The organism is Cognaticolwellia mytili (genome assembly GCF_002104475.1).
GTDB lineage: Bacteria > Pseudomonadota > Gammaproteobacteria > Enterobacterales > Alteromonadaceae > Cognaticolwellia > Cognaticolwellia mytili.
Genome location: NZ_NBOF01000005.1, coordinates 415,489 through 437,959 on the forward strand (window position 1 = coordinate 415,489; position 22,471 = coordinate 437,959).

General features: G+C 38.3%; 19 protein-coding genes. 14 read left to right on the forward strand and 5 right to left on the reverse strand.

What is annotated here, in order from left to right:
• The first annotated feature begins 12 nt into the window (after positions 1–12).
• The 5 genes from dnaN (at position 13) to glyS (ending at position 7,841) form a co-directional block, all read left to right on the forward strand.
• Entirely contained in the window at positions 13–1,116 is a 1,104-nt protein-coding gene (gene dnaN, locus B7C41_RS17565) for a DNA polymerase III subunit beta (RefSeq protein WP_085300250.1), read from the forward strand.
• On the forward strand, positions 1,116–2,210 hold the full coding sequence (gene recF, locus B7C41_RS17570) for a DNA replication/repair protein RecF (protein ID WP_085300251.1): 1,095 nt from the start codon (positions 1,116–1,118) through the stop codon (positions 2,208–2,210). Before dnaN ends, recF begins: the two co-directional genes overlap by 1 nt.
• Before the next feature lie 10 nt (positions 2,211–2,220).
• Positions 2,221–4,665, forward strand: coding sequence for a DNA topoisomerase (ATP-hydrolyzing) subunit B (gene gyrB, locus B7C41_RS17575; protein WP_085300252.1), 2,445 nt, complete (start codon positions 2,221–2,223; stop codon positions 4,663–4,665).
• 174 nt (positions 4,666–4,839) lie between these two features.
• The gene (gene glyQ / locus B7C41_RS17580; RefSeq protein WP_085300253.1) at positions 4,840–5,775 is read left to right on the forward strand and encodes a glycine--tRNA ligase subunit alpha; all 936 of its coding nucleotides are present in this window, start codon (positions 4,840–4,842) and stop codon (positions 5,773–5,775) included.
• The gene (glyS, locus tag B7C41_RS17585; protein WP_085300254.1) at positions 5,775–7,841 is read left to right on the forward strand and encodes a glycine--tRNA ligase subunit beta; all 2,067 of its coding nucleotides are present in this window, start codon (positions 5,775–5,777) and stop codon (positions 7,839–7,841) included. Before glyQ ends, glyS begins: the two co-directional genes overlap by 1 nt.
• 124 nt (positions 7,842–7,965) lie before the next feature.
• Here the strand turns inward: glyS and tusA are convergent, their stop codons facing one another.
• Positions 7,966–8,214, reverse strand: a complete 249-nt coding sequence (tusA, locus tag B7C41_RS17590) for a sulfurtransferase TusA (protein WP_085300255.1) — start codon at positions 8,212–8,214, stop codon at positions 7,966–7,968.
• A gap of 273 nt (positions 8,215–8,487) precedes the next feature.
• Here tusA and B7C41_RS17595 point away from each other — a divergent pair, with 273 nt between their 5' ends.
• The 4 genes from B7C41_RS17595 to B7C41_RS17610 all read left to right on the forward strand — a co-directional run bounded on the left by B7C41_RS17595 (position 8,488) and on the right by B7C41_RS17610 (position 13,942).
• On the forward strand, positions 8,488–10,419 hold the full coding sequence (locus B7C41_RS17595) for a transglycosylase SLT domain-containing protein (RefSeq protein WP_085300256.1): 1,932 nt from the start codon (positions 8,488–8,490) through the stop codon (positions 10,417–10,419).
• Positions 10,420–10,491: 72 nt separating this feature from the next.
• Positions 10,492–11,811 carry a Xaa-Pro dipeptidase gene (pepQ, locus tag B7C41_RS17600; RefSeq protein WP_085300257.1) on the forward strand — a complete coding sequence of 440 codons (1,320 nt, stop codon included), beginning with the start codon at positions 10,492–10,494 and terminating at the stop codon, positions 11,809–11,811.
• Positions 11,812–11,820: 9 nt separating this feature from the next.
• Positions 11,821–12,453 carry a YigZ family protein gene (locus B7C41_RS17605; RefSeq protein WP_085300258.1) on the forward strand — a complete coding sequence of 211 codons (633 nt, stop codon included), beginning with the start codon at positions 11,821–11,823 and terminating at the stop codon, positions 12,451–12,453.
• A 22-nt stretch (positions 12,454–12,475) separates the two neighbouring features.
• The gene (locus B7C41_RS17610) at positions 12,476–13,942 is read left to right on the forward strand and encodes a TrkH family potassium uptake protein (protein WP_085300259.1); all 1,467 of its coding nucleotides are present in this window, start codon (positions 12,476–12,478) and stop codon (positions 13,940–13,942) included.
• Positions 13,943–13,975: 33 nt separating this feature from the next.
• On the opposite strand, the gene trkA is transcribed toward B7C41_RS17610, so the two are convergent.
• From trkA to def, 4 genes are read right to left on the reverse strand one after another with little or no spacing between them, the layout of a single operon-like run.
• Positions 13,976–15,355 (reverse strand): Trk system potassium transporter TrkA, encoded by a 1,380-nt coding sequence (gene trkA / locus B7C41_RS17615; RefSeq protein WP_085300260.1) that lies wholly within the window; start codon positions 15,353–15,355, stop codon positions 13,976–13,978.
• A 27-nt stretch (positions 15,356–15,382) separates the two neighbouring features.
• A complete protein-coding gene (gene rsmB / locus B7C41_RS17620) occupies positions 15,383–16,699 on the reverse strand; it encodes a 16S rRNA (cytosine(967)-C(5))-methyltransferase RsmB (protein WP_085300261.1) in 1,317 nt (438 codons plus the stop codon).
• A 2-nt stretch (positions 16,700–16,701) separates the two neighbouring features.
• Positions 16,702–17,712, reverse strand: a complete 1,011-nt coding sequence (gene fmt / locus B7C41_RS17625) for a methionyl-tRNA formyltransferase (protein WP_085300262.1) — start codon at positions 17,710–17,712, stop codon at positions 16,702–16,704.
• Between the two features lie 43 nt (positions 17,713–17,755).
• On the reverse strand, positions 17,756–18,271 hold the full coding sequence (gene def / locus B7C41_RS17630) for a peptide deformylase (RefSeq protein WP_085300263.1): 516 nt from the start codon (positions 18,269–18,271) through the stop codon (positions 17,756–17,758).
• A 127-nt stretch (positions 18,272–18,398) separates the two neighbouring features.
• Between def and B7C41_RS17635 the strand changes: the two genes are divergently transcribed.
• The 5 genes from B7C41_RS17635 (at position 18,399) to purE (ending at position 22,337) form a co-directional block, all read left to right on the forward strand.
• Positions 18,399–19,472 carry a LysM peptidoglycan-binding domain-containing protein gene (locus B7C41_RS17635; protein ID WP_235839768.1) on the forward strand — a complete coding sequence of 358 codons (1,074 nt, stop codon included), beginning with the start codon at positions 18,399–18,401 and terminating at the stop codon, positions 19,470–19,472.
• A gap of 21 nt (positions 19,473–19,493) precedes the next feature.
• Positions 19,494–20,615, forward strand: coding sequence for a DNA-processing protein DprA (gene dprA, locus B7C41_RS17640; RefSeq protein WP_085300265.1), 1,122 nt, complete (start codon positions 19,494–19,496; stop codon positions 20,613–20,615).
• Between the two features lie 11 nt (positions 20,616–20,626).
• The gene (locus tag B7C41_RS17645; protein WP_085300266.1) at positions 20,627–21,100 is read left to right on the forward strand and encodes a DUF494 family protein; all 474 of its coding nucleotides are present in this window, start codon (positions 20,627–20,629) and stop codon (positions 21,098–21,100) included.
• 98 nt (positions 21,101–21,198) lie between these two features.
• Entirely contained in the window at positions 21,199–21,762 is a 564-nt protein-coding gene (locus tag B7C41_RS17650) for a DNA topoisomerase family protein (protein ID WP_085300267.1), read from the forward strand.
• A 71-nt stretch (positions 21,763–21,833) separates the two neighbouring features.
• Positions 21,834–22,337, forward strand: a complete 504-nt coding sequence (gene purE / locus B7C41_RS17655) for a 5-(carboxyamino)imidazole ribonucleotide mutase (RefSeq protein WP_085300268.1) — start codon at positions 21,834–21,836, stop codon at positions 22,335–22,337.
• The last annotated feature ends 134 nt before the right edge of the window (positions 22,338–22,471 follow it).

Consider the following 22,471-nt stretch of genomic DNA (forward strand, 5'->3'; position numbering starts at 1 on the left):
AGTGGGTCATAAATGAAATTTTCATTAAATAGAGAATTACTCCTGAAGCCTTTGTTATTGGTTTCTGGTGCTGTTGAAAGAAAGAGTACGCTGCCTATTTTAGGTAATATTCTTTTTGATGTAAGTGGGCAATCACTTACGTTAACGGCTACTGATTTAGAACTTGAAATGGTTGCTTATGCGTCAATTGATAACCATGCTGAAGATGGAAAAGTTACTATTCCTGCTCGTAAACTTTTAGATATTTGTAAAAGCTTACCTGATGATTCTATGCTTTCTTTTGAGTCTGATAATGATGTTATTAAAATCAGTACTGGTCGCAGCAAATACTCACTTTCTACATTACCTGCAACTGACTTTCCTAATATTGAACAGTGGAAAGGTGATGTTGAGTTTAGTTTATTAAAATCTGAATTACTTCGGCTAATTGAAAGTACTCATTTTTCAATGGCAAACCAGGATGTTCGCTATTATTTAAATGGTATGTCGATTGAGACTGAAGGAAAAGAAATTCGTTCTGTCGCTACTGATGGCCATCGTTTAGCTATTTGTAAAATTTCTAACCAAGCACTTGAGCTGCCTTCTCGCCAAGTGATTGTGCCGCGTAAAGGTATTTTAGAAATTATTCGTTTACTCGATCCTGTTGATGAAAGTGTACAAGTATTTTTGGGTTCTAACCATATTCGAATTATTGATACAGAGTTCTCATTTACCAGTAAGCTCGTTGATGGTCGCTTTCCTGACTACCGTCGAGTGTTACCACGCAATGGTGACAAAATTTTAAATGCCAATAAAGATGAATTAAGGCAAGTACTTTCTCGTGCTTCTATTTTGTCTAATGAAAAGTTTAAAGGTGTTCGTCTTAACTTTGGTAGTACAGAGTTAAAAATTACGGCGAATAACCCTGAGCAAGAGCAGGCTGAAGAGGTTATTGAAATTAATTTTCCTTATGATGAAGTCGAGATTGGCTTCAACGTAAGTTATGTTTTAGATGTTTTAAATGCTATTAAAGAAACTGATGTGAAATTTACTTTAGCTGATGCCAATAGTAGTGTGGTTATCGAAGGTGGAGAATCAGGTGAAGCCTTGTATGTTGTGATGCCAATGCGACTGTAATGAGTATTGGTAAATTATTTATTCAAGATTTTCGCAACATAGAAAGTGTTTCTATAAATTTTCATTCAGATGTTAATTTTATTATTGGTGATAACGGTAGTGGCAAAAGTAGTTTATTAGAAGCGATTTTTTATTTGGGTCACGGAAAATCTTTTCGGAGTTCAAAAGTAGATAATTTATTACAACGTGAAAAAAGTTCATTTACTGTTAGTATAAAAACAGATAAAGATTGTCAGCTTGGTGTTCGTAAAGGATTTGATGCCAGCGCAGGTAGCACTGAAATTAGAATAGACGGTGAGAAGCAAACTAAGTTCTCATCTCTGGCTAAAAATGTTGCGGTGCAGGTGATTACTCCAGAAAGCTTTAAACTTTTTTTTGGTGGTCCGAAGCAACGACGACGTTTTATTGATTTAGGATTGTTTCACGTGAAACATTCCTTTTCAGAACACTGGAGAGAGTTCTCTAGAATATTAAAGCAACGTAATGCCTGTTTAAGAAATAAGGCTGACGCTGCAACATTAAGTTATTGGGCAGAGGTGTTTGCTGAAAGTTCTCAACAAATCGCAAACTTGAGAGCCGAGTACGTAAATGAGTTGACTAATGAGTTAAGTTTTTGGCTAAAAATCATGTTACCGTCGGTATCTGATGATATAGTAATTCAGTACTTGCAAGGTTGGAATTCTAAGAAATCATTGATTGATGTATTAGGTCAATATCAAGAAAAAGAATTGGCAATAGGATACAGTTTATTTGGTGCTCAAAAATTTGATGTAAGGTTTATATTAAATGGTACTTCTTTGGATAATCAATTATCCAGAGGTCAACAAAAGTTGTTTTTACTGGCATTAACTTTTGCACAAGCGAAGCTTATTGAAAGAGTTAATCGAGTAAAACCAATTTTATTAATAGATGATGTTGGTGCTGAATTGGATAACAATTCTAGAACGCTATTGAACAATGCTATAGCGGCAATAGAATGTCAGGTTATCGTAACAGCAATAGATAAAACAGCAGTGGAACAACTCGTTCCTCAAAAAGAAAACTATAAAATGTTTCACGTGAAACATGGCAAACTATCAGTAATGAGTGAGTAGGCTACAAGCTATGACAATAGAAAATGAATATGACTCGGCAAGTATAAAAGTACTTAAAGGCTTAGATGCAGTTCGCAAAAGACCAGGGATGTATATAGGTGATACTGATGATGGCACAGGCCTTCATCATATGGTATTTGAGGTATTGGATAACTCAATTGATGAAGCTCTTGCAGGTCACTGTAGTGATATTATTGTTAAAATCCACTTAGATGGCTCTGTTTCTGTAAAGGATGATGGTCGTGGTATTCCTACCGAAATACATCCTGAAGAGGGAATCTCTGCAGCTGAAGTTATTATGACTGTACTTCATGCCGGTGGTAAATTTGGCGGTGAAGACTCTGGCTATAAAGTTTCTGGCGGTCTTCATGGTGTTGGTATTTCAGTAGTAAATGCTTTAAGTAGTAAGTTGAAACTTAATATTCGTCGTGAAGGCAAATTATACGAGCAAATTTATAATGCTGGTGAACCACAAGAACCACTAAAGGTTGTTGGTGAAAGTGATAAAACTGGTACTGAAGTAAGATTTTGGCCAAGTGAAGAAACATTCTCTGATGTGCTATTTCATTACGACCTATTAGTAAAAAGAATTCGTGAGTTATCATTCTTAAACTCAGGTATATCTATTCGTCTTGTTGATGAGCGTGAAGAAGGTAAAGAAGATCACTTTCATTTTGACGGCGGTATTCAAGCATTTGTAGATTACTTAAACACTAACAAAACACCAGTAAACGAAGAAATATTCTATTTCGACTTAGAGCGTGATGATGGCATTGTTGTAGAAGTGGCAATGCAATGGAATGATGGCTTCCAAGAAAGTATTCATTGTTTCACTAACAATATTCCACAACGTGATGGTGGTACTCACTTAAGCGGTTTTAGAACGGCATTAACTCGTACGCTTAATAGCTACATGGTTAAAGAAGGTCTAAACAAAACTAAGAAAGGCGGTAGTACAGAAACCAGTGCTTCTGGTGATGACGCTCGTGAAGGTTTAACAGCAGTAATTTCAGTTAAAGTACCTGATCCTAAATTCTCTTCGCAAACTAAAGATAAACTTGTTTCATCTGAAGTTAAAACCGCAGTAGAACAAGCTATGGGTGAAAAACTAGGTGAATACCTACTCGAAAAACCTTCTGTAGCTCGTACTATCATCATGAAAATTGTTGATGCTGCCCGTGCACGTGAAGCTGCGCGTAAAGCTAGAGAGATGACACGCCGTAAAGGTGTTTTAGATATCGCTGGCTTACCGGGTAAACTAGCTGATTGTCAGGAAAAAGATCCTGCGCTTTCTGAACTATATATTGTGGAAGGGGACTCTGCTGGCGGCTCAGCCAAGCAGGGGCGTAACCGTAAAAACCAAGCTATATTACCGTTAAAAGGTAAAATCCTTAACGTTGAAAAAGCACGTTTTGATAAAATGATATCTTCTCAGGAGGTTGGAACACTAATCACAGCATTAGGTTGTGGTATTGGTCGTGACGAATATAACCCTGAAAAATTACGTTATCATAGTATTATTATCATGACAGATGCTGATGTCGATGGTTCACACATCCGTACATTGCTACTGACATTCTTCTATCGTCAAATGCCTGAAATAATGGAACGTGGCTATATCTATATTGCTCAGCCACCGCTTTATAAAGTGAAAAAAGGTAAGCAAGAACGTTACATTAAAGATGATGAAGGCTTAACTGAGTACCTAACAACGTTAGCTTTAGAAAATGCAGAGGTTCATGTTAATGAATCTGCGCCAGCATTATCAGGTTTACCGTTAGAACAATTAGTAAATCAGTTCCGTAAAGCGCATGAAACGATTAAACGTGTTTCTCGTTTAATTCCAGCAGATATTCTAGAAAAGATGGTTTACAGCGATGCTATTGCTAGTGAAGACTTTACTAGTAAAGATAAAGTTGAAACATGGACCGCCAATCTTCTTAAACAATTAGATGATCAAGATGGTAACGGCTCTATTTATACCGTCGAAGTTAAACAAGACCAAGAGCGTAATATTTACTACCCAAGCTTTAATGTTCGCAAACATGGTATCGATACCCTATACGATTGCACTTATGAGTTTATCGAGTCAAAAGAGTTCGCTGCCATTCAAAACTTAAATAAAGCAATTAATGGTCTGATGGAAGAAGGCGCTTACGTTAAACGTGGTGAGAAAGTTAAACCAGTTATTAATTTTGAAGAAGCATTAAACTGGCTAATGGCTGAATCAAAGCGTGGACAATATATTCAACGTTACAAAGGGTTGGGCGAAATGAACCCTGACCAATTGTGGGAAACTACAATGGACCCTGAAACACGAAGAATGTTACAAGTCACGATTGAAGATGCAATCGCTGCGGATCAGCTTTTTAATACCTTAATGGGTGATCATGTAGAGCCACGTAGAAACTTCATTGAAGAGAATGCGCTTAAAGTGGCAAACTTAGACGTATAGGTTTAAATTGCATAAATAAAAATGCCCGATTTGATGATCGGGCATTTTTTGTTTCTAAACCTTGCTGTTAGCTTGAATAAATTTCAAACATTGAAGCAAGGACACTAGGCTAATAAAGTGACAATAGGTATAATTAGCCTTATTTGATAAACATAACCAAAAATTCGGATTCTCATGAGCACGTTTAATATAAAGACCTTTCAAGGACTGATATTGCAATTGCAAGACTATTGGTCACGCCAGGGCTGTGTAATAGTTCAGCCACTAGATTTAGAAGTAGGAGCTGGTACATTTCATCCTATGACGTTTTTACGCTCTATTGGTCCTGAGCCGATGAGTAGTGCTTATGTTCAACCTTGTCGTCGACCGACTGATGGTCGCTATGGCGAGAACCCGAATCGACTACAACATTATTATCAATTCCAAGTAATGCTAAAGCCTTCTCCTGATAACATCCAAGAATTGTATTTAGACTCTTTAAAAGAGATGGGTGTTGATCCGCTAGTACATGATATTCGTTTTGTAGAAGACAACTGGGAATCACCAACATTAGGTGCTTGGGGTCTTGGTTGGGAGATTTGGTTAAACGGCATGGAAGTTAGCCAGTTTACTTATTTTCAGCAAGTAGGTGGCATTGAGTGTGCACCAGTTACCGGTGAAATTACTTACGGTTTAGAACGTTTAGCAATGTACATTCAAAATGTTGATAGTATCTATGACCTGGTTTGGACTGATGGTCCTATGGGGAAAGTGCTTTATGGAGATGTATTCCATCAGAATGAAGTAGAACAATCTACTTACAACTTTGAACATGCAGATGTTGAAGATCTTTTCAAAACATTCGATCAATGTGAAGCGGTTAGCCAAAAGCTTATTGAAGAAGGCTTAGCATTACCAGCATACGAACAAGTAATGAAGGCATCGCATGCATTTAACTTACTTGATGCTCGTCACGCAATTTCAGTGACAGAACGTCAACGCTATATCTTAAGAGTTAGAACTTTATCTAAAGCATGTGCACAAGCTTATTATACAAAACGAGAAGAACTTGGTTTCCCTCTTTGTAAGAATAACGATGCCAATGGAACTTCAGCAGAGGAGAAATCGTAATGACTACTGAAACTCTATTAATTGAATTAGGCACGGAAGAGTTACCACCAAAATCGTTAAAAACATTAGCGACAACGTTTCATGATCAAATTAAAGCTCAACTAGATGCAGCTAAGCTTTCTTATACTGCTATGCATTGGTATGCGACGCCAAGACGTTTAGCGGTCAAAGTTGACGGTTTAATTGCCAGCCAAGCTGATAAAGCCATCGAAAAACGCGGACCAGCTATCGATGTAGCATTTGACGCTGAAGGCAATGCCAGTAAAGCGGCAGAAGGCTGGGCACGTTCAAATGGCATTACTGTTGCTGACGCTGAACGTTTAGTAACTGATAAAGGCGAATGGTTGCTACACAAAACGGTAGAGCAAGGTAAGCATATTGAGCAGCTGATTCCTGATATGGTTAATCACGCCGTAGCTAAATTGCCAGTACCTAAGCCAATGCGTTGGGGCTCAGGTAGAACTCAATTTATTCGTCCAGTTCATACCTTAACTATGCTTTACGGTGAAAAAATTATTGCTGGTGAAACACTCAATGTTAAATCTAATAATGTTGTTACTGGACATCGTTTTCATCATCATGGCTTAGTTGCCATTAATCATGCTGACAATTATGAAACAACGTTACGTGAAGCACATGTTGTTGTTGATTACCAAGAGCGTAGAAACACTATTATCGAACAAATCAATATTGTTGCGAAAGAAATTGACGGTGTTGTTTTACCTGACGAAGAGCTACTTGATGAAGTTACTTCATTGGTAGAGTGGCCTGTTGTGCTAGTGGGGAGTTTTGATGAAGATTTCCTTAACGTTCCAGCAGAACCATTAATTTATTCAATGAAAGATCACCAGAAGTACTTTCCTGTAACTGATGTTAACGGTAAGCTATTGAATAAATTCATTTTTGTATCAAATATAGCTAGTAAAGACCCAAGCCAAGTTATTAAGGGAAATGAGAAGGTAATCCGTCCTCGTTTAGCTGACGCAGAATTTTTCTTTAAAACAGATAAAAAACAAACACTTGAGTCTAGATTAACTAGTTTAGAGTCAGTTTTATTCCAAAAGCAGCTTGGTACAGTAAAAGCAAAGTCAGAACGTATTGCTAGCTTAAGTGAATTTGTTGCGCAGAAAACGGGTGATGATAAAGCACTAGCTTACCGTGCAGGTTTGTTAAGTAAAACCGATCTAATGTCAGATATGGTACTTGAGTTTCCACAAGTACAAGGCACCATGGGTAAATACTATGCTCAACATGATGGTGAACCAGAAGCTGTTGCTCAAGCATTAGAAGATCAATACCGCCCACGTTATGCCGGTGACTCTTTACCTGAACAAACTATTGGGTGCGCTGTTGCTATTGCCGACAAGGTTGACTCTTTGGTGGGAATATTTGGTATTAACCAACCGCCAAAAGGTGATAAAGACCCGTTTGCACTTCGTCGTGCCGCAATTGGTTTGATCCGTATTATCATTGAAAAGCAATTGAACCTTGATATTGCAGAGCTTATCGAAAAAAGTGTCGAGTTATACCAAGATAAATTATCTAGTGACGATGTAGCAAAACAGGTTTTAGATTTTATCTCAGGCCGATACCGTGCCTATTATCAAGATCAAAAAATTGCTGTAGATGTTATTCAAGCTGTTTTAGCTAATGCACCATCTAAGCCTTTAGACTTTGATAAACGAATTAATGCTGTAACTCACTTTAAAACCTTAGCTGAATCAGCAACGTTAGCAGCAGCAAATAAACGTGTTGGTAATATATTAGTTAAATTTAAAGGTGAACTATTTTCTGAGTTTAACCAAGATTTAGCTTCAGAAACTGCAGAGAAAGAGCTTGCTGCAAACTTTGCTACGGTTAAAGTTAAAGTAATTCCATTAATGGCTGATAAAGATTACCAAAGTGCCTTAACGGAATTAGCTGCACTGAAACAGCCAATAGATAACTTTTTCGATAACGTGATGGTAATGGCTGATGATGAACAAGTTAAAACTAATCGTTTAACCTTGTTAAGTGAAATTCGTAATAGCTTTTTTGCTATCGCAGATATATCTTTACTGCAATAACGTTATGCCCTGATACTGTTTATCATGGACACAAAAAAGGAATGCACTGCGCATTCCTTTTTTTATAACTGAAGCATAATATTAACGACCTTATAACGCTTCAGCGCTTGCGGCTTATAACAAGCTACAAACCTTTTTTAATAACGTATTGAAAAGGTAACTCATCTGTTTGTTGCTTCACTAGCTGATGTTCCATAAAACGACAAAAGCTTGGAATATCGCGAGCGGTAGATGGATCATCAGCAGTAACGAGAAGGGTTTCGCCAGTATCAATTTTACGTATTTTCTGACGCAACATCATCACGGGTTCTGGGCAGCGTAATCCCAAAGCATCAAGTTGATGGTCTGTTTTAGGTAATAATGCATTATTCATAGTTTACTTTATTCCAATTTAATTAATTTACCCAAATAAATAAGTTAATTATTCGTTTGATAATACGGGTTAAAAGTAATGCGCCAATTTTAGCTATAAATTATTATGAAGCAACTGTAATTAGCTGCTTTTTCAATATTCATCGTTTGAGCGCTAATTAATATCAATATTTCTCATTATTTTTACAATTAAGTCGATAATAGCTTTGATTAAACTTGCTTTGTCACCTTAGGAGTGAATAATTGAATAATGCATTTTTCCCAAGGTCTCTCAATGCCACATATTCATTTTCCTAGTTTAACCGGATACATTAAAGCTGTTTTACTCAGTTGCTTATTTACTAGCTCAATATCTCAAGCAAGTGATGAAAGCGTGCAGCGAAAAAAATTCTTGCAAGCGGAAAAGCAGGTTTGGAACGCTAGCTCGGCAACATATCAAAATTTGTATAATCAGTTGCATTATTATCCATTACAACCATATTTAGACCAAAAACGTTTGATGACGAAAATGAAGTTATCGTCGGCGACTGAAATTGGTGACTTTCTCAAAAAATATGAAAGTAGTCCCTTAGATTGGCCATTACGCAAAAAGTGGCTAAATTATTTAGCAAAACGTAAAAAGCCTTTGTTATTCCAAAACTACTTTAAAGCCACTAGTAATGTTGGGCTAACTTGTCAGTACTATCGCTTTCAATTACAAACAGGAGTTTCTCCGTTAAAGGTTTTACCTAAGATATCAAAGCTTTGGTTGGTGGGAAAATCACAGCCGAAAGTTTGTGACCCATTATTCAAACAATGGCAGCAAGCAGGATATAGAACCAAAGACTTTATTTGGCAACGTATAGCGTTAGCTGCTGATGGTGGTAAACATACTTTAATTCCATACCTGACCAAATTATTGCCTCAGAATGAACAATATCTTGCGACGTTATGGCATAAAGTTCGTCGAGACCCTTCGTATATTAAAAACTTATCTAAATTTAAAAATAAATCTGAAAAAGCAGCTCGTATTGTAACTTATGGCCTTAAGCGGTTAATTTGGCGCTCGCCAAAACAAGCGCTTAAAATTTATAAGATAGCGAAAAGCTTATTGCCATTTACCGAGCTACAACATCAACAAATTACTTTGAAATTTGCGGTTGCATTGGCAAGTAAGAATCATGGTCAAGCTCATAATTGGTTGGAGCAAGTTGATGAAAAGTTATTTAGTCGGGGCTTAACACAATGGTATATAACCAATGCACTACGAGAACAAAATTGGCCAGATATTAAAGAAAAGTTATTAAAACTGCCAACATCAACACAAGAAAGTTTACAATGGCGCTATTGGTATAGCCGTAGTTTACTAGCAACAGGTGAGTTAGACGCTGGGAACAAATGGCTAGGCGAACTTGCTCAAAGTCGTCATTATTATGGTTTCTTGGCGGCTAGTTATTTAAATAAACCGGCTAACTTCCAAAATAAGCCTTTAGAGGTAAGCGCTGAGGAGCGGGCATTTCTTCTTAAAAATCCAGCAGCAAAGAGGGCTTTTGAGCTTTTTGCGATAGGGCGCTTTCATCATGCACGTAAAGAGTGGAATTATTGGTTATCAAAATTAAATAAGCGCGATAAGTTAGTCGCTTCAAAAATTGCTAACGAATTAGGGTGGTATGACAGGGCTATTTTTACTTTAGCACAAGAAGGCTATCTTGATGACGTAGATCTGCGTTTTCCGTTAGGTTTTGAAAAAGAAATTAAGCGCTATTCAGATAAGCAAAAGATAAACCCCGCTTGGGCATTTGCTATCGCTCGCAGAGAAAGCTCTTTTATGCCTGATGCTAATTCACCTGTCGGGGCTAAAGGTTTAATGCAAGTTATGCCCGGTACCGCTAAACAGTTAGCACGAAAGAAAGTACCGACAAGAGATCTACTTAATGCGAAAAAGAATATTAAGTTAGGCACTAAATATTTACGCAATCTACTCGACCGTCATGATGGAAATCAGGTGTTAGCTACAGCAGCATATAATGCTGGACCGTATCGAGTTAAAAGCTGGTTGAAAGGCAGTAAGCCATTACCAGCCGATGTTTGGATTGAAACCATTCCATTTAAAGAAACCCGTGAATATGTGAAAAGCGTCTTAGCATATCAACAAATATACCAGCAAAAGGTAGGTTCAAAAGAGTCATTATTTGACAACATTATTGCGATGGATATTAGCAATTAATAGCTGGCATAAATGTGTATTAGGTTATGGCGTTTGGTATACTAATCCAATCGAAATACAGAGATAAATTAGATGAATACATTAGCTAAGCTATATCCAGCTCATGCAATTGAGCTACAAAAACGCATGCAAGCCGCTTTATCACGAGATAACCTTGATGGCTTGGTGATTCATTCAGGTCAAGAAATCAAAGCATTTTTAGATGATAACAGTTACCCATTTCGCGTAAACCCACACTTTAAAGCTTGGTTGCCTTTGGTTGATGTGCCTAATTGCTGGTTAATCGTGAATGGTAGTGATAAACCTACTTTGATTTATTATCAACCAGTTGATTTTTGGCATAAAGTTATTGAGTTAGAAGTTAGCTACTGGAACGATTTCTTTGATATTAAAATACTGGCTAAAGCTAGCGAAGTTGATAAGTTACTACCATACGATAAGAAAGGCTTCGCTTATATTGGAGCTCATATTGAAGTTGCCAAAGCACTAGGTTTTGAGCAAATTAATCCTGAGGCATTAATTAATTATTTACACTTTCATCGTGCTTATAAAACACCTTATGAGCATGAGTGCATGCGTAAGTCGAATTCCATTGCGGTAAATGGTCACAAAGCAGCAAAAACAGCCTTTTTTGATGGTGCATCAGAGTACGATATTCAACAGGCGTACCTTAAAGCGACGCAACATGTAGAAAGCGAAACGCCATACGGCAACATTGTAGCCTTAAATGAAAATACCTCGATATTACATTACACCGCTTTAGATCGCGGTGTACCGCAAGCACATCGTTCATTTCTATTAGATGCAGGTGCTAACTTTCATGGTTACGCGTCTGATATTACTCGAACATACTCGTTTAAACGTGATCGTTTTGCTGAGTTAATTGCTCGTATGGACGAGTTAATGTTAAAAGCCGTAGAAGGTTTAAAGCCAGGAGTAAGTTATGTCGATTTACACGTAGCGACATACCGAGATATTGGCAATGTTTTACGTGAGTTTAACTTTATTAACGTTGATGTTGATACAGCAGTAGAGAGCGGTATTATTTCAACATTCTTTCCACACGGTTTAGGTCATCACTTGGGGCTACAAGTTCATGATGTTGGCGGTTTTATGGCTGATGAACGTGGCACTCATGTTAATACACCTGAGCAACATGCCTTTTTAAGAACATCACGTGTTGTTGAAGCAACTCAAGTATTTACCATTGAGCCAGGTTTGTACTTTATTGATTCATTGCTAGCTGACTTAAAGCAGTCTGAGCATAGTGAAATGGTGAATTGGCAAAATGTTGATGCAATGCGCCCGTTCGGTGGTATTCGTATTGAAGATAATATTATCGTGCACCAGTCACATAACGAGAATATGACCCGAGAACTAGAGTTAGATTAAGCGTATATTTTGTCTACACCATACCTAATAGCGGCTGAAGAGGTTATCGATGAAACGATAGTAACTCGCAGCCGTTTTATTTGTTATTTAAAGCCTTGCTCAAGTGCTGCAGACGCTAAGGCCTTCATTAAAGAACTACAGGTTTTACATCCTCAGGCAAACCACCATTGTTATGCTTTTATTGCTGGTCGTTCTGAGAACAGTCAGTTGTATGGCTTTTCAGATGACGGTGAGCCTTCAGGTACCGCTGGAAAACCGATGCTAACCATGCTGATGGGAAGTGATGTTGGTGAAGTTTGTGCTGTTGTTGTTCGTTACTTTGGTGGTACAAAGTTGGGGCCTGGAGGCTTACAGCGTGCTTATGGTGGTAGTGTTAGGCAAGCGTTGACGCTTTTGACAACAAAACTTAAAATTCCTATGGTGCGCAAAACTTTAGCGTGTCAATATACACAAATGAATGATGTTTTATACTTTCTCCAGCAGATAGGTGGAGAAGTTATACAGCAAGACTACAATGAAAATGTGCTACTAACGCTTGCATTACCTGAAGAAAAATTAAAAGATTTTCAACAGCATCTGCAAACATTGTCTTCAGGACAATTACAATTACAAGCAATAACTGCAAACCCATTAACTAACTAATAACTCAAAAAAGTTAACTGCCGTGCAAATTAAAAATATTATCCGAATACTAGGACTATTAGTTGCGCTTCTCAGCGTTACTATGCTCCCGCCCGCACTTATCTCTCTGATCTATCGTGATGGTGGTGGTGTTTCATTTCTTATGGCGTTTTTGTTTTGTTTATTTGCTGGCTTATTGTCGTGGTACCCCAATAGAGCAGAAAAGGGCGATTTAAGAGCAAGAGAGGGCTTCTTAATTGTTGTCTTATTCTGGACAGTATTGGCAAGTTTCTCCGCTGTTCCTTTGTTGTTACTTGATGAACCTAATTTATCCGTTGCTGATGCCTTCTTTGAATCATTTTCTGGCCTAACCACCACGGGCGCAACGATATTAACCCAAATTGATGGTTTACCTCATGCCGTACTTTGGTATCGCCAGCAATTACAGTGGCTTGGTGGTATGGGGATTATCGTACTTGCTGTAGCTATATTACCAATGCTAGGTATTGGTGGTATGCAGTTATATCGTGCTGAAACGCCTGGTCCTGTAAAAGACTCAAAAATGACGCCGCGTATTGCTGATACCGCGAAACATTTATGGTTAATTTACGTGACATTAACTATCTCCTGCGCTTTAAGTTACTGGGCAGCAGGAATGAATTTATTTGATGCCATATGCCATTCTTTTTCAACTATCGCTATTGGCGGTTTCTCTACTCATGATTTGAGTATGGGGTATTTTGACAGCCCTTTAATTAACTTTATTTGCGTATTCTTCTTACTGATTGCAGGGGTTAATTTTGCATTGCACTTTGCTGTGGTTAATAGCCGCTCTTTACGAAGCTACTTTTATGATTCAGAATTTAAGGCCTTTTTAGGTATACAGCTAATATTGACGTTAATTTGTTTTACGGTACTGATGAGTTTTAATGTTTATCAGTCAGGTTTTGATAATTTTGAACAAGCAATTTTTCACGCCGTTTCTATTAGTACTACTGCTGGTTTTTCTGCATCTTCTTCAGGTGAAGTCGGGTTTTCTGGCTGGCCAACGTTGCTACCCATACTATTAATATTTTCTAGTTTTATTGGCGGTTGTGCTGGAAGTACCGGTGGCGGTATGAAAGTTATTCGCGTACTACTACTCTACTTACAAGGTGTTCGAGAGTTAAATAAATTAGTTCATCCAAAAGCGGTGTTTACTATTAAGTTAGGTAAGAAGGCTTTACCTAATCGTGTGGTTGAAGCTATTTGGGGTTTCTTTTCTGCTTATGCGGCAGTATTTGTTATTTGTATGCTGTTGTTACTTGCGGCAGGCATGGAAGATATTTCAGCGTTTACAGCAGTAGCGGCATGTTTGAATAACTTAGGTCCAGGTTTAGGGCAGGTGGCAGCCAATTTTGCTGAAATAAATGACTTTAGTAAGTGGGTGTTGGTCGTTGCGATGTTATTTGGACGTTTAGAAATTTTCACTTTGCTGGTGCTATTTACACCAGCATTTTGGCGAACTTAGTTTACTATTCATGTGATCCGAGCCATTAGCTGATTAGAAAAAGGCTAATGGGTCGAGTTGGAATAAAGTTTCAACGTCATTAATGTAGCGTTTATTAACTAAAAATAGCACGACATGGTCTTCTGCTTGAATCTTAGTATTTGAGTGAGCAATAAGCACTTCTTCATCACGTACGATTGCCCCAATAGTTGTACCAGGTGGCAGCTTAATTTGCTGAATATTTTTACCTATTACTTTTGATGACTTATCATCACCTTTTGCCACTATTTCAATCGCTTCAGCAGCTCCACCACGCAAGCTATAAACATTATCAATGTTACCACGGCGTACGTGGGTTAATAATGCCGAAATAGTCGCGTGCTGCGGAGATACCGCAATATCTATATTACTACCATGGACTAAGTCTATATAAGCACTACGCTGAATTAGCACCATAGCCTTACGCACGCCTAAACGTTTTGCTAATAACGAAGACATGATATTGGCTTCATCATCATTAGTGACGGCAATAAAAACATCAAACTGATCAATATGTTCTTCCATTAATAATTCTTGGTCGGAAGAGTCGCCAGTAAAGACTAAAGTATCGTTTAATTCGGACGCTAAATAAGCCGCGCGTTTAGCAGAATGTTCAATTAATTTAACTTGATGATTTTTCTCTAATATACGCGCTAAGCCTGCCCCAATGTTCCCGCCGCCGGCGATCATAATTTTTTGATAAGGCGCTTCTAATTTTTGTAGTTCATTCATTACTGCGCGAATATGAATACTAGCGGCAATAAAAAACACTTCATCATCCGCTTCAATTACTGTCGTGCCTAACGGGCGAATTGGTTTACCGTTACGATAAATAGCCGCAACCCGGGTATCAATATTCGGAATATGTTCACGTAGAGTTGAAAGGGCATGACCGACCAATAAACCACCATAATAAGCCTTAACAGCAACTAAACTTACCTTACCTTTGGCGAATTCTAATACTTGTAGTGCGCCAGGGTAGTCAATGAGTCGAGCAATATCACGAGTAACCAACTGCTCAGGAGCAATAACATGATCAACCGGAATATTTTTATTCTGAAAAAGTTCTTTTTGATATTTAAGAATTTTGCCCGAACGAATACGAGCAATTTTATTGGCCGTGTTAAATAAAGAATAACAAATTTGGCAAGCAATCATGTTTGTTGCATCATCGCTAGTGACTGCAATAACAAGTTCAGCATCTTCAGCGCCAGCTTGCTTAAGCACATCAGGATGTGAACCTTGGCCAGTAACAACCTGTAAATCCATCTTATCTTGCAATTCACGCAGCGTTTCACTGTTAGTGTCTATCAGAGTGATGTCATTTTGTTCGCCAACAAGGTTTTCCGCTAATGTTCCGCCAACTTGTCCGGCACCAATAATTATTATTTTCATTTATAGTTGCTTTTATTATTGCTTATTTTAGTGTTTTTTAACGAGTTTGGCGTAATAGAAACCATCCATAGAATTGTTATTTGGCAGTATTTGCCAACCAATATCTGTGGCATTGTCAGTAATGCCTACTAGCTCTGCATCACTATTTTTCTCTATAAAGTGCTGAACTTGTTGGCTGTTTTCTTCTGGTAAAATACTGCATGTTGCATAAAGCAAAGTACCACCGGGTTTTAACAAAGACCATATGTTTTTCAATATATCTTGCTGTAATTCACCCAAAGCAGCAATGTCTTGCCCTTTACGTAACCATTTAATATCGGGGTGGCGACGTATTACACCAGTACCTGAGCATGGTGCATCTAGTAAAATTCGGTCAAATAATTCACCGTCCCACCACTTTTCAGCAGGCGCGGCTGCATCAGCAGCAATAACTTTTGCGGTTAGGTTTAAGCGTTGTAGGTTTTCTTCTACTCGTTCAAGTCTTGAGGCTTCAATATCGATTGCCGTCATTGCTTTTATTTTTGGACTATATTCGAGAATATGGCAGGTTTTTCCGCCGGGTGCCGCACAGCAATCAAGTACATTATCGTTTGGTTGACAATCCAATAAACGGGCGGCTTGTTGCGCCGCACCATCTTGTATTGATACCCAGCCTTGTTGAAAGCCTGGTAGTTTATTAACGTCAATTGCTTCACTTAATTGAATCGCGCCAGACTTTGCATCAACCAATAAAAACTCAATATTTTCGTTAGCTAATAAGGCTAAATACTCATCAATATTATGATGAAGCTGATTTACACGCAGCCACATTGGTGGTCGTTGCATATTGGCATTTAATACATCTTGCCATTTTTCAGGATAAGCGAGTTGAACTTTTTTAATGAACCACGATGGGTGATTAAAAGCGATTGCGTCAGGTAACTCAGTTGGTGATACTTCTGAACCTTCACTTTCTTTAGCCGCTTGCTGGCGCTGGAGGTTTCTTAATACACCATTAATTAAGCCTTTTAAATGATCACATTTTAAAGGTTTGCAGGCAGAAACGGTTTCATTAAAGGCGGCATGATCCGGTATACGGGTGTATTTAATTTGGTAGACGCCCACTAGCATTAAGAAATGGCTAACACGCTGTTTACCCGTTAATGGCTTTTTAATAAATTCACGGACATCATATTCTAGCTCGGGTAAGTGCCTTAACACGCCGTAACAAAGTTCTTGTAGTAGCCCTTTATCTTTACCTTCAACTTTTGCTAGTTGCTGTGGTAATTCATCAGCTAAGCTTCGACCTTTATCGACAACGGCAAAAGTACATCGTGCTGCTAACGCTCTAAGATTTACAGCCATAATTAATTCTGCTCTTGTTGAGTTGCAGTAAGGGAAGCTGAACCGTTGATCGATAAACCTGGAGCAAACCACTGGGCTTTACCATTGAGTATATCGGCCACTGCGAGTGCTTTTTTTCCAGGGAGCTGGATAACTTCAAGGCGCAGAGCACCATCACTGGTTGCTACTACAATACCTTGTTTATCAGCGTTGATAATATTGCCCACTGGCTGACTATGTTCAATGCTAATTGCACTAGCTTGCCAAACACGAATACGATGCTGCTTGCTGTTTTCGTTAAAAGTGAACTGGGTCACAGGCCAAGGAATATATGCTCTAACTCTACGATCAAGCACATCAGCAGATAAGTGCCAATTTAACTCAGCATCAGCTTTATCAAGTTTAGCGGCATGTGTTGCAAGGTTATTGTCTTGTGGTTCTCGTGTATAAGAGCCATCAGCCATTAATGTGAGTGTGTCTAATAGCGCCACAGGACCAAGTTTAGCAAGCTTTTCATATAAACTTGCGCTGGTATCTTGCAAAGTAATGTCACAAGTAGAGGTTAATATCATATCGCCAGTGTCTAGGCCTTTATCCATTTGCATTATGGTGACGCCAGTTTGCGGATCGCCTGCTTCTAATGCGCGTTGAATAGGTGCTGCACCACGCCATTTAGGTAAAATAGAACCGTGAACATTAATACAACCTAGCCTTGGTGTTTCTAAAATTACTGTAGGTAATAATAAACCATAAGCGACCACAACCATAACATCGGCTTGATAACCGGCAAGCGTAGTATGGGTTTCTGGCGCTTTAAAGTTTTCAGGTTGCTCAACAGCAATATTGTGCTCTAACGCTAATAATTTTGTTGCGCAGGCGGTTAACTTTTTACCACGACCAGCGGGTTTATCTGGTGGGCAGTAAACCGCGACAATATTATGCTCAGATTGAATTAATGCCGCTAAATGTTGGGCAGCAAAATCGGGTGTACCAGCAAAGATGATATTTAATGGTTTAGCTAAAGCGTTGGACAAGGGCAGTTCCTGAATGCAAGTTGGACATATGTTTGTTGGGTTATTAGGCGTTGGCTTTATCTAAGCGCGCTTCTTTTTCCAGTTTAGTTTTGATTCGTTGGCGTTTAAGTGGTGATAAATAATCAACAAATAAAATGCCATTTAAATGGTCAAGTTCATGCTGAATACAAATAGCGAGTAACTCTTCGCCATCCAATGTGAACTCCTTACCATTTTCATCAAGTGCCCTTACGGTAACATTAACGCTACGATCAACTTTTGCGTAACAGCTAGGTACAGATAAGCAGCCCTCTTCGTTAATTAATGTTTCATCACTCTTACTAATGATTTCAGGATTAATTAGTACGTAAGGGTGCTCTTTGTTCTCCGAAACATCAATCACCACAATTCTTTGGTGAATATCGACTTGTGTTGCCGCTAAACCGACGCCATTTTCGGCATACATAGTTTCAAACATATCACTGATTATCTTGCGAATTTCATCGTTTACATCAGTAATAGGTTGTGCTTTTGTTCTTAATTTTTCGTCTGGAAATCGTAATACAGGTAAAATAGCCATAATTTATAAAAGGGTTCGCGAAATACCGCATAGAGTGTTATGTTTCAATTTTAGCCATTAATTAAAATTAATCATAGTGGTTTAGAGTAAAACCTATAAGAATAGGCAGATTAACATGCTAATCAGAATGTTTTTATTAATAGTTGGCCTTGTTATCTCAGTCACGCTGTTGGCTGATGAGCTTACTTTGAATCCTAAAGCACCAAAATCTTATATTGTCCAGAAAGGTGATACCTTATGGGATATATCGGGTGTCTTTCTGAAACAACCTTGGCTGTGGCCGAAATTATGGCGTATTAATCCTAATATTAATAACCCTCATTTAATCTACCCGGGTGATGAATTACGTTTGTTTTTTGATGACAACGGTCTGCCAATGTTAGTAAAAGACAAGCCAGAATTAAAATGGTCACCTAAAATTCGCCAGCAATTGAAAGACCAATACCCTGTGAGTACTCTGCCATTACATGTGATAGCGCCTTTTATTCGCTATGACCAGGTGAAAACTGCGCAAGAACTTGATTTGTTGCCTTACATCATTGGTAATGATGAAGGCTATAATTCGAGCCTTGGTGGTTTTAAGGTTTATGTAAACAGTGACCTTATTGTTGGCCAAAGTTACGCTCTTTATCATAAAGCTAGTGCGATTGTTGATCCTGAAACTGCAGAAACAGTAAGCTATAATGTAAAGCTTGTTGGTACAGGAAAAGCTATACGACGTGGTGATGTGAATAAAAAACAGCCAAGTACGCTTTATTTGGAAGGTGTTATTCAAGAGCTTCACTCTGGCGCTTATGTTGTACCTTTGAATGAAGAACAACAATATCCATCTACGTTTACGATGCGAGCTGGAAATTCAGCCCCAGGTATTATTATTAGTTCTGCGACAAATCTACGAGGGTTCGCTAAATATGATGTGGTGATGATTAATCGAGGTAATGCGCAAAATGTGCAAGTTGGTGATGTATTAACCGTTACTCGACAAAGCCCAAGAGTAGTAGAAACTGATGAGGGACCTAAGAAGATAAGTGATATATCTCGTTGGAATAGGCTGATAGGTAGTAATAACGCAGATTACGATATGCCAACAGAAGCGATTGGCCAAATAATGATTTTTAGAGTCTATGAGAAGGTCAGCATGGCATTGATTCTTAGCTCAGAAAAACCATTACGTGTGCTTGATGGAGTAACTGCGCCGTAAGCCACTCTTAAGGAGAAGCAAGTGGTCATATGCAATGATGAAAAAAATTTAACAGCAGCCCATTATTGGCTGGCTGTGGGATTGATTCCTCGGCTAGCGATACCGAAAAAACTTGTTTTAGTCGAGAAGTTTGGGCTGGAAGTTTTATTTGATGCGAGTACCGATTTATCTCAGTCAGGGTTAACTAAAACGCAACTTGCTGCAATACAACAGCCCAACTGGCAAAAAATTAACAAAATTATTGCTGATAGTAACCGTTGTCACAGTCATATTATTCACTATGGATCTGCTGAGTACCCTAAGTTACTAAAAAAAATTTATGATCCACCACTTATCCTTTTTTGCTTGGGAAATCTTGAGCTATTGTCTTTGCCAAAAATTGCAATTGTTGGCAGCCGTAATGCCAGTATCTCGGGGCGAGAAATTGCCCATAATTTCGCAGGGAAATTAGCGCAACATTTCGCTGTTACCAGTGGTTTAGCATTGGGGATAGATGCGTACGCTCACCAAGGGGCATTGCAAGTCGGTGGTTTCACTATTGGTGTTGTTGCAACGGGTTTAGATATTATTTATCCAGCAAGACATAAAAAATTACAAAAAGATATTTTGCAAAAGCACGGTCTTATACTTAGTGAATTTTTACCCGGTGTTACGCCTAAACCTGGACACTTTCCAAAACGTAATCGGCTAATTAGTGGTCTAAGTTTAGGTGTGTTGGTTGTTGAAGCTTCACTTAAAAGTGGTTCTTTAATAACCGCTCGGTGCGCACTAGAACAGGATCGTGAAGTATTTTCTATACCAAGTTCTATATATAATCAGCAAGCCAAAGGTTGCCATTGGCTAATTAAACAAGGCGCTAAACTTGTTGAGGAACTTGCCGATATAGTAGAGGAACTGCAAGAGTTACCACTTGATACCCTAAAGCTATCTGGGGATAAAGCGAAATATAAATCAGTTGAAAAAAGTGATAAACAGGACTTGTGTAACGATTCAATGTTAGCTAGTGTGGGATATGAGATCACTCCTGTAGACTTGGTGGTTTCTCGAAGTAAACTACCCATAGATGTAGTGTTAACCCGATTAACAGTACTTGAGCTTAGAGGTCTGGTGTCTGCGGTTCCCGGAGGCTATCTTAAATTATAGAGGGGCTAGTTATGTTTGATATATTGATGTACCTTTTTGAAAACTATATTCATAGTGAAGCTGAAGTAATGGTAGACCATGACTTACTCACTGATGAATTAACCCGTGCAGGATTTCACCAAGATGAAATCTATAAAGCATTGGCATGGTTAGAAAAACTTGCTGCCTTACAAGATACCGAAGCCTACCCGTATTTAACGCGTGTTGGTAACCAGGCGTTTCGTATTTATACCGCTGATGAAAGCCAAATACTTGATGTCGAATGTCGTGGTTTTTTATTATTTTTAGAACAAGTTAATTTGCTCGATTTTACTACACGTGAAATGGTGATTGACCGGGTAATGGAAATAGACACCAAGTTTTTTTCTATTGACGACTTAAAGTGGGTAGTACTCATGGTGCTATTTAATGTTCCAGGCAAAGAAAAAGCTTACTCTCAAATGGAAGATTTAATTTTTGACGAGCAAGAAGGTCCTTTGCACTGAGGACCTTTAATTAGTTACACTGCTGCACGAAAATTACACTACATTATTCCCTATAATATATGACATAATATGCATCTAATTTCTTAGGTGCAGTTATCATGTCAAATCCCGAAAAACCTTTATTTTCTCTCCATGAGCATGCCTTAGAAAAGTCTTTTGAAGCTTGTCCCGAATGCAGTTCGAAATTAATGATTAAGCGTGGTAAATCTGGTGCCTTTTTTGGTTGTATAAATTATCCAAATTGTAAATACACTCGTCCGGTAGTTGAACATGAGCGCGTTGAAGAAAAAGTTCTAGCTGGTAGTGAGTGTCCTGAGTGTGGAAACGAGTTAGCGGTAAAGCAAGGTCGTTATGGCATGTTTATCGGGTGTACTAACTTCCCGGAATGTCATCACATAGAAGAAACTCATCATCATGAAGATGCTGGCGTTATCTGTCCTAAATGCCAAAAAGCAGATTTAATTGAGCGAACCAATCGTTTTGGCAAAATATTTTATTCTTGTGATGATTACCCTAAATGTAAGTATGTGGTTAATTATCAACCAATACAAGATGTATGCCCTGAATGTCATTGGAGTATTTTAGTTAAACGAAAAATGGCCAGTGGTATTGTTTTAATGTGCCCAGAAAAGAAATGCGCATACAAAAGAAATGACATATAATGTCAATGTGTATCAAATTGTAATTTACTAATTAATTTTTTAACCTTTTTAAATATTGGAAGAGAGTAGATATGTCATCAACATTTGTTGCTATTTTAATGGGATCAGATTCTGATCTGCCAGTAATGCAAGCCACTATTGAAATTTTGAAGCAATTCAATATTACTCATGAAGTACGTGTTCGTTCTGCGCACCGTACTCCTGACGCGGCAAAAGCATACGTAAAAGATGCTGAAGAACGTGGTTGTAAAGTATTTATTTGTGCTGCTGGGCTAGCTGCACATTTAGCTGGTGCAGTTGCAGGCATGACAACACGCCCTGTAATTGGTGTACCTGTAGACAATGGTCCATTACAAGGTCATGATGCTTTATTATCTACTGTTATGATGCCTGGCGGCATTCCAGTAGCAACTGTTGCTATTGGTAAAGCTGGCGCAAAAAATGCTGGTTATTTAGCTGCACAAATCTTAGGTGTAGCAGATCAAAGCGTTGCTGACAGTGTTAAAGCTGAGCGTATCTCAAATGCTGAAAAATTATTAGCTAAAGATGAAGCGATGCAAGCTAAATTAAACTAATTGTTTAAAAGTATTTTTATTAAAGGCGAACCTTAGGTTCGCCTTTTTTGTTTTTTATAGCTAGTAACTCCCCCCTATATTGTCTACATTTTTCTATCTATTAGCGCGTTGAAGTATTTTTTTTATGAGATATC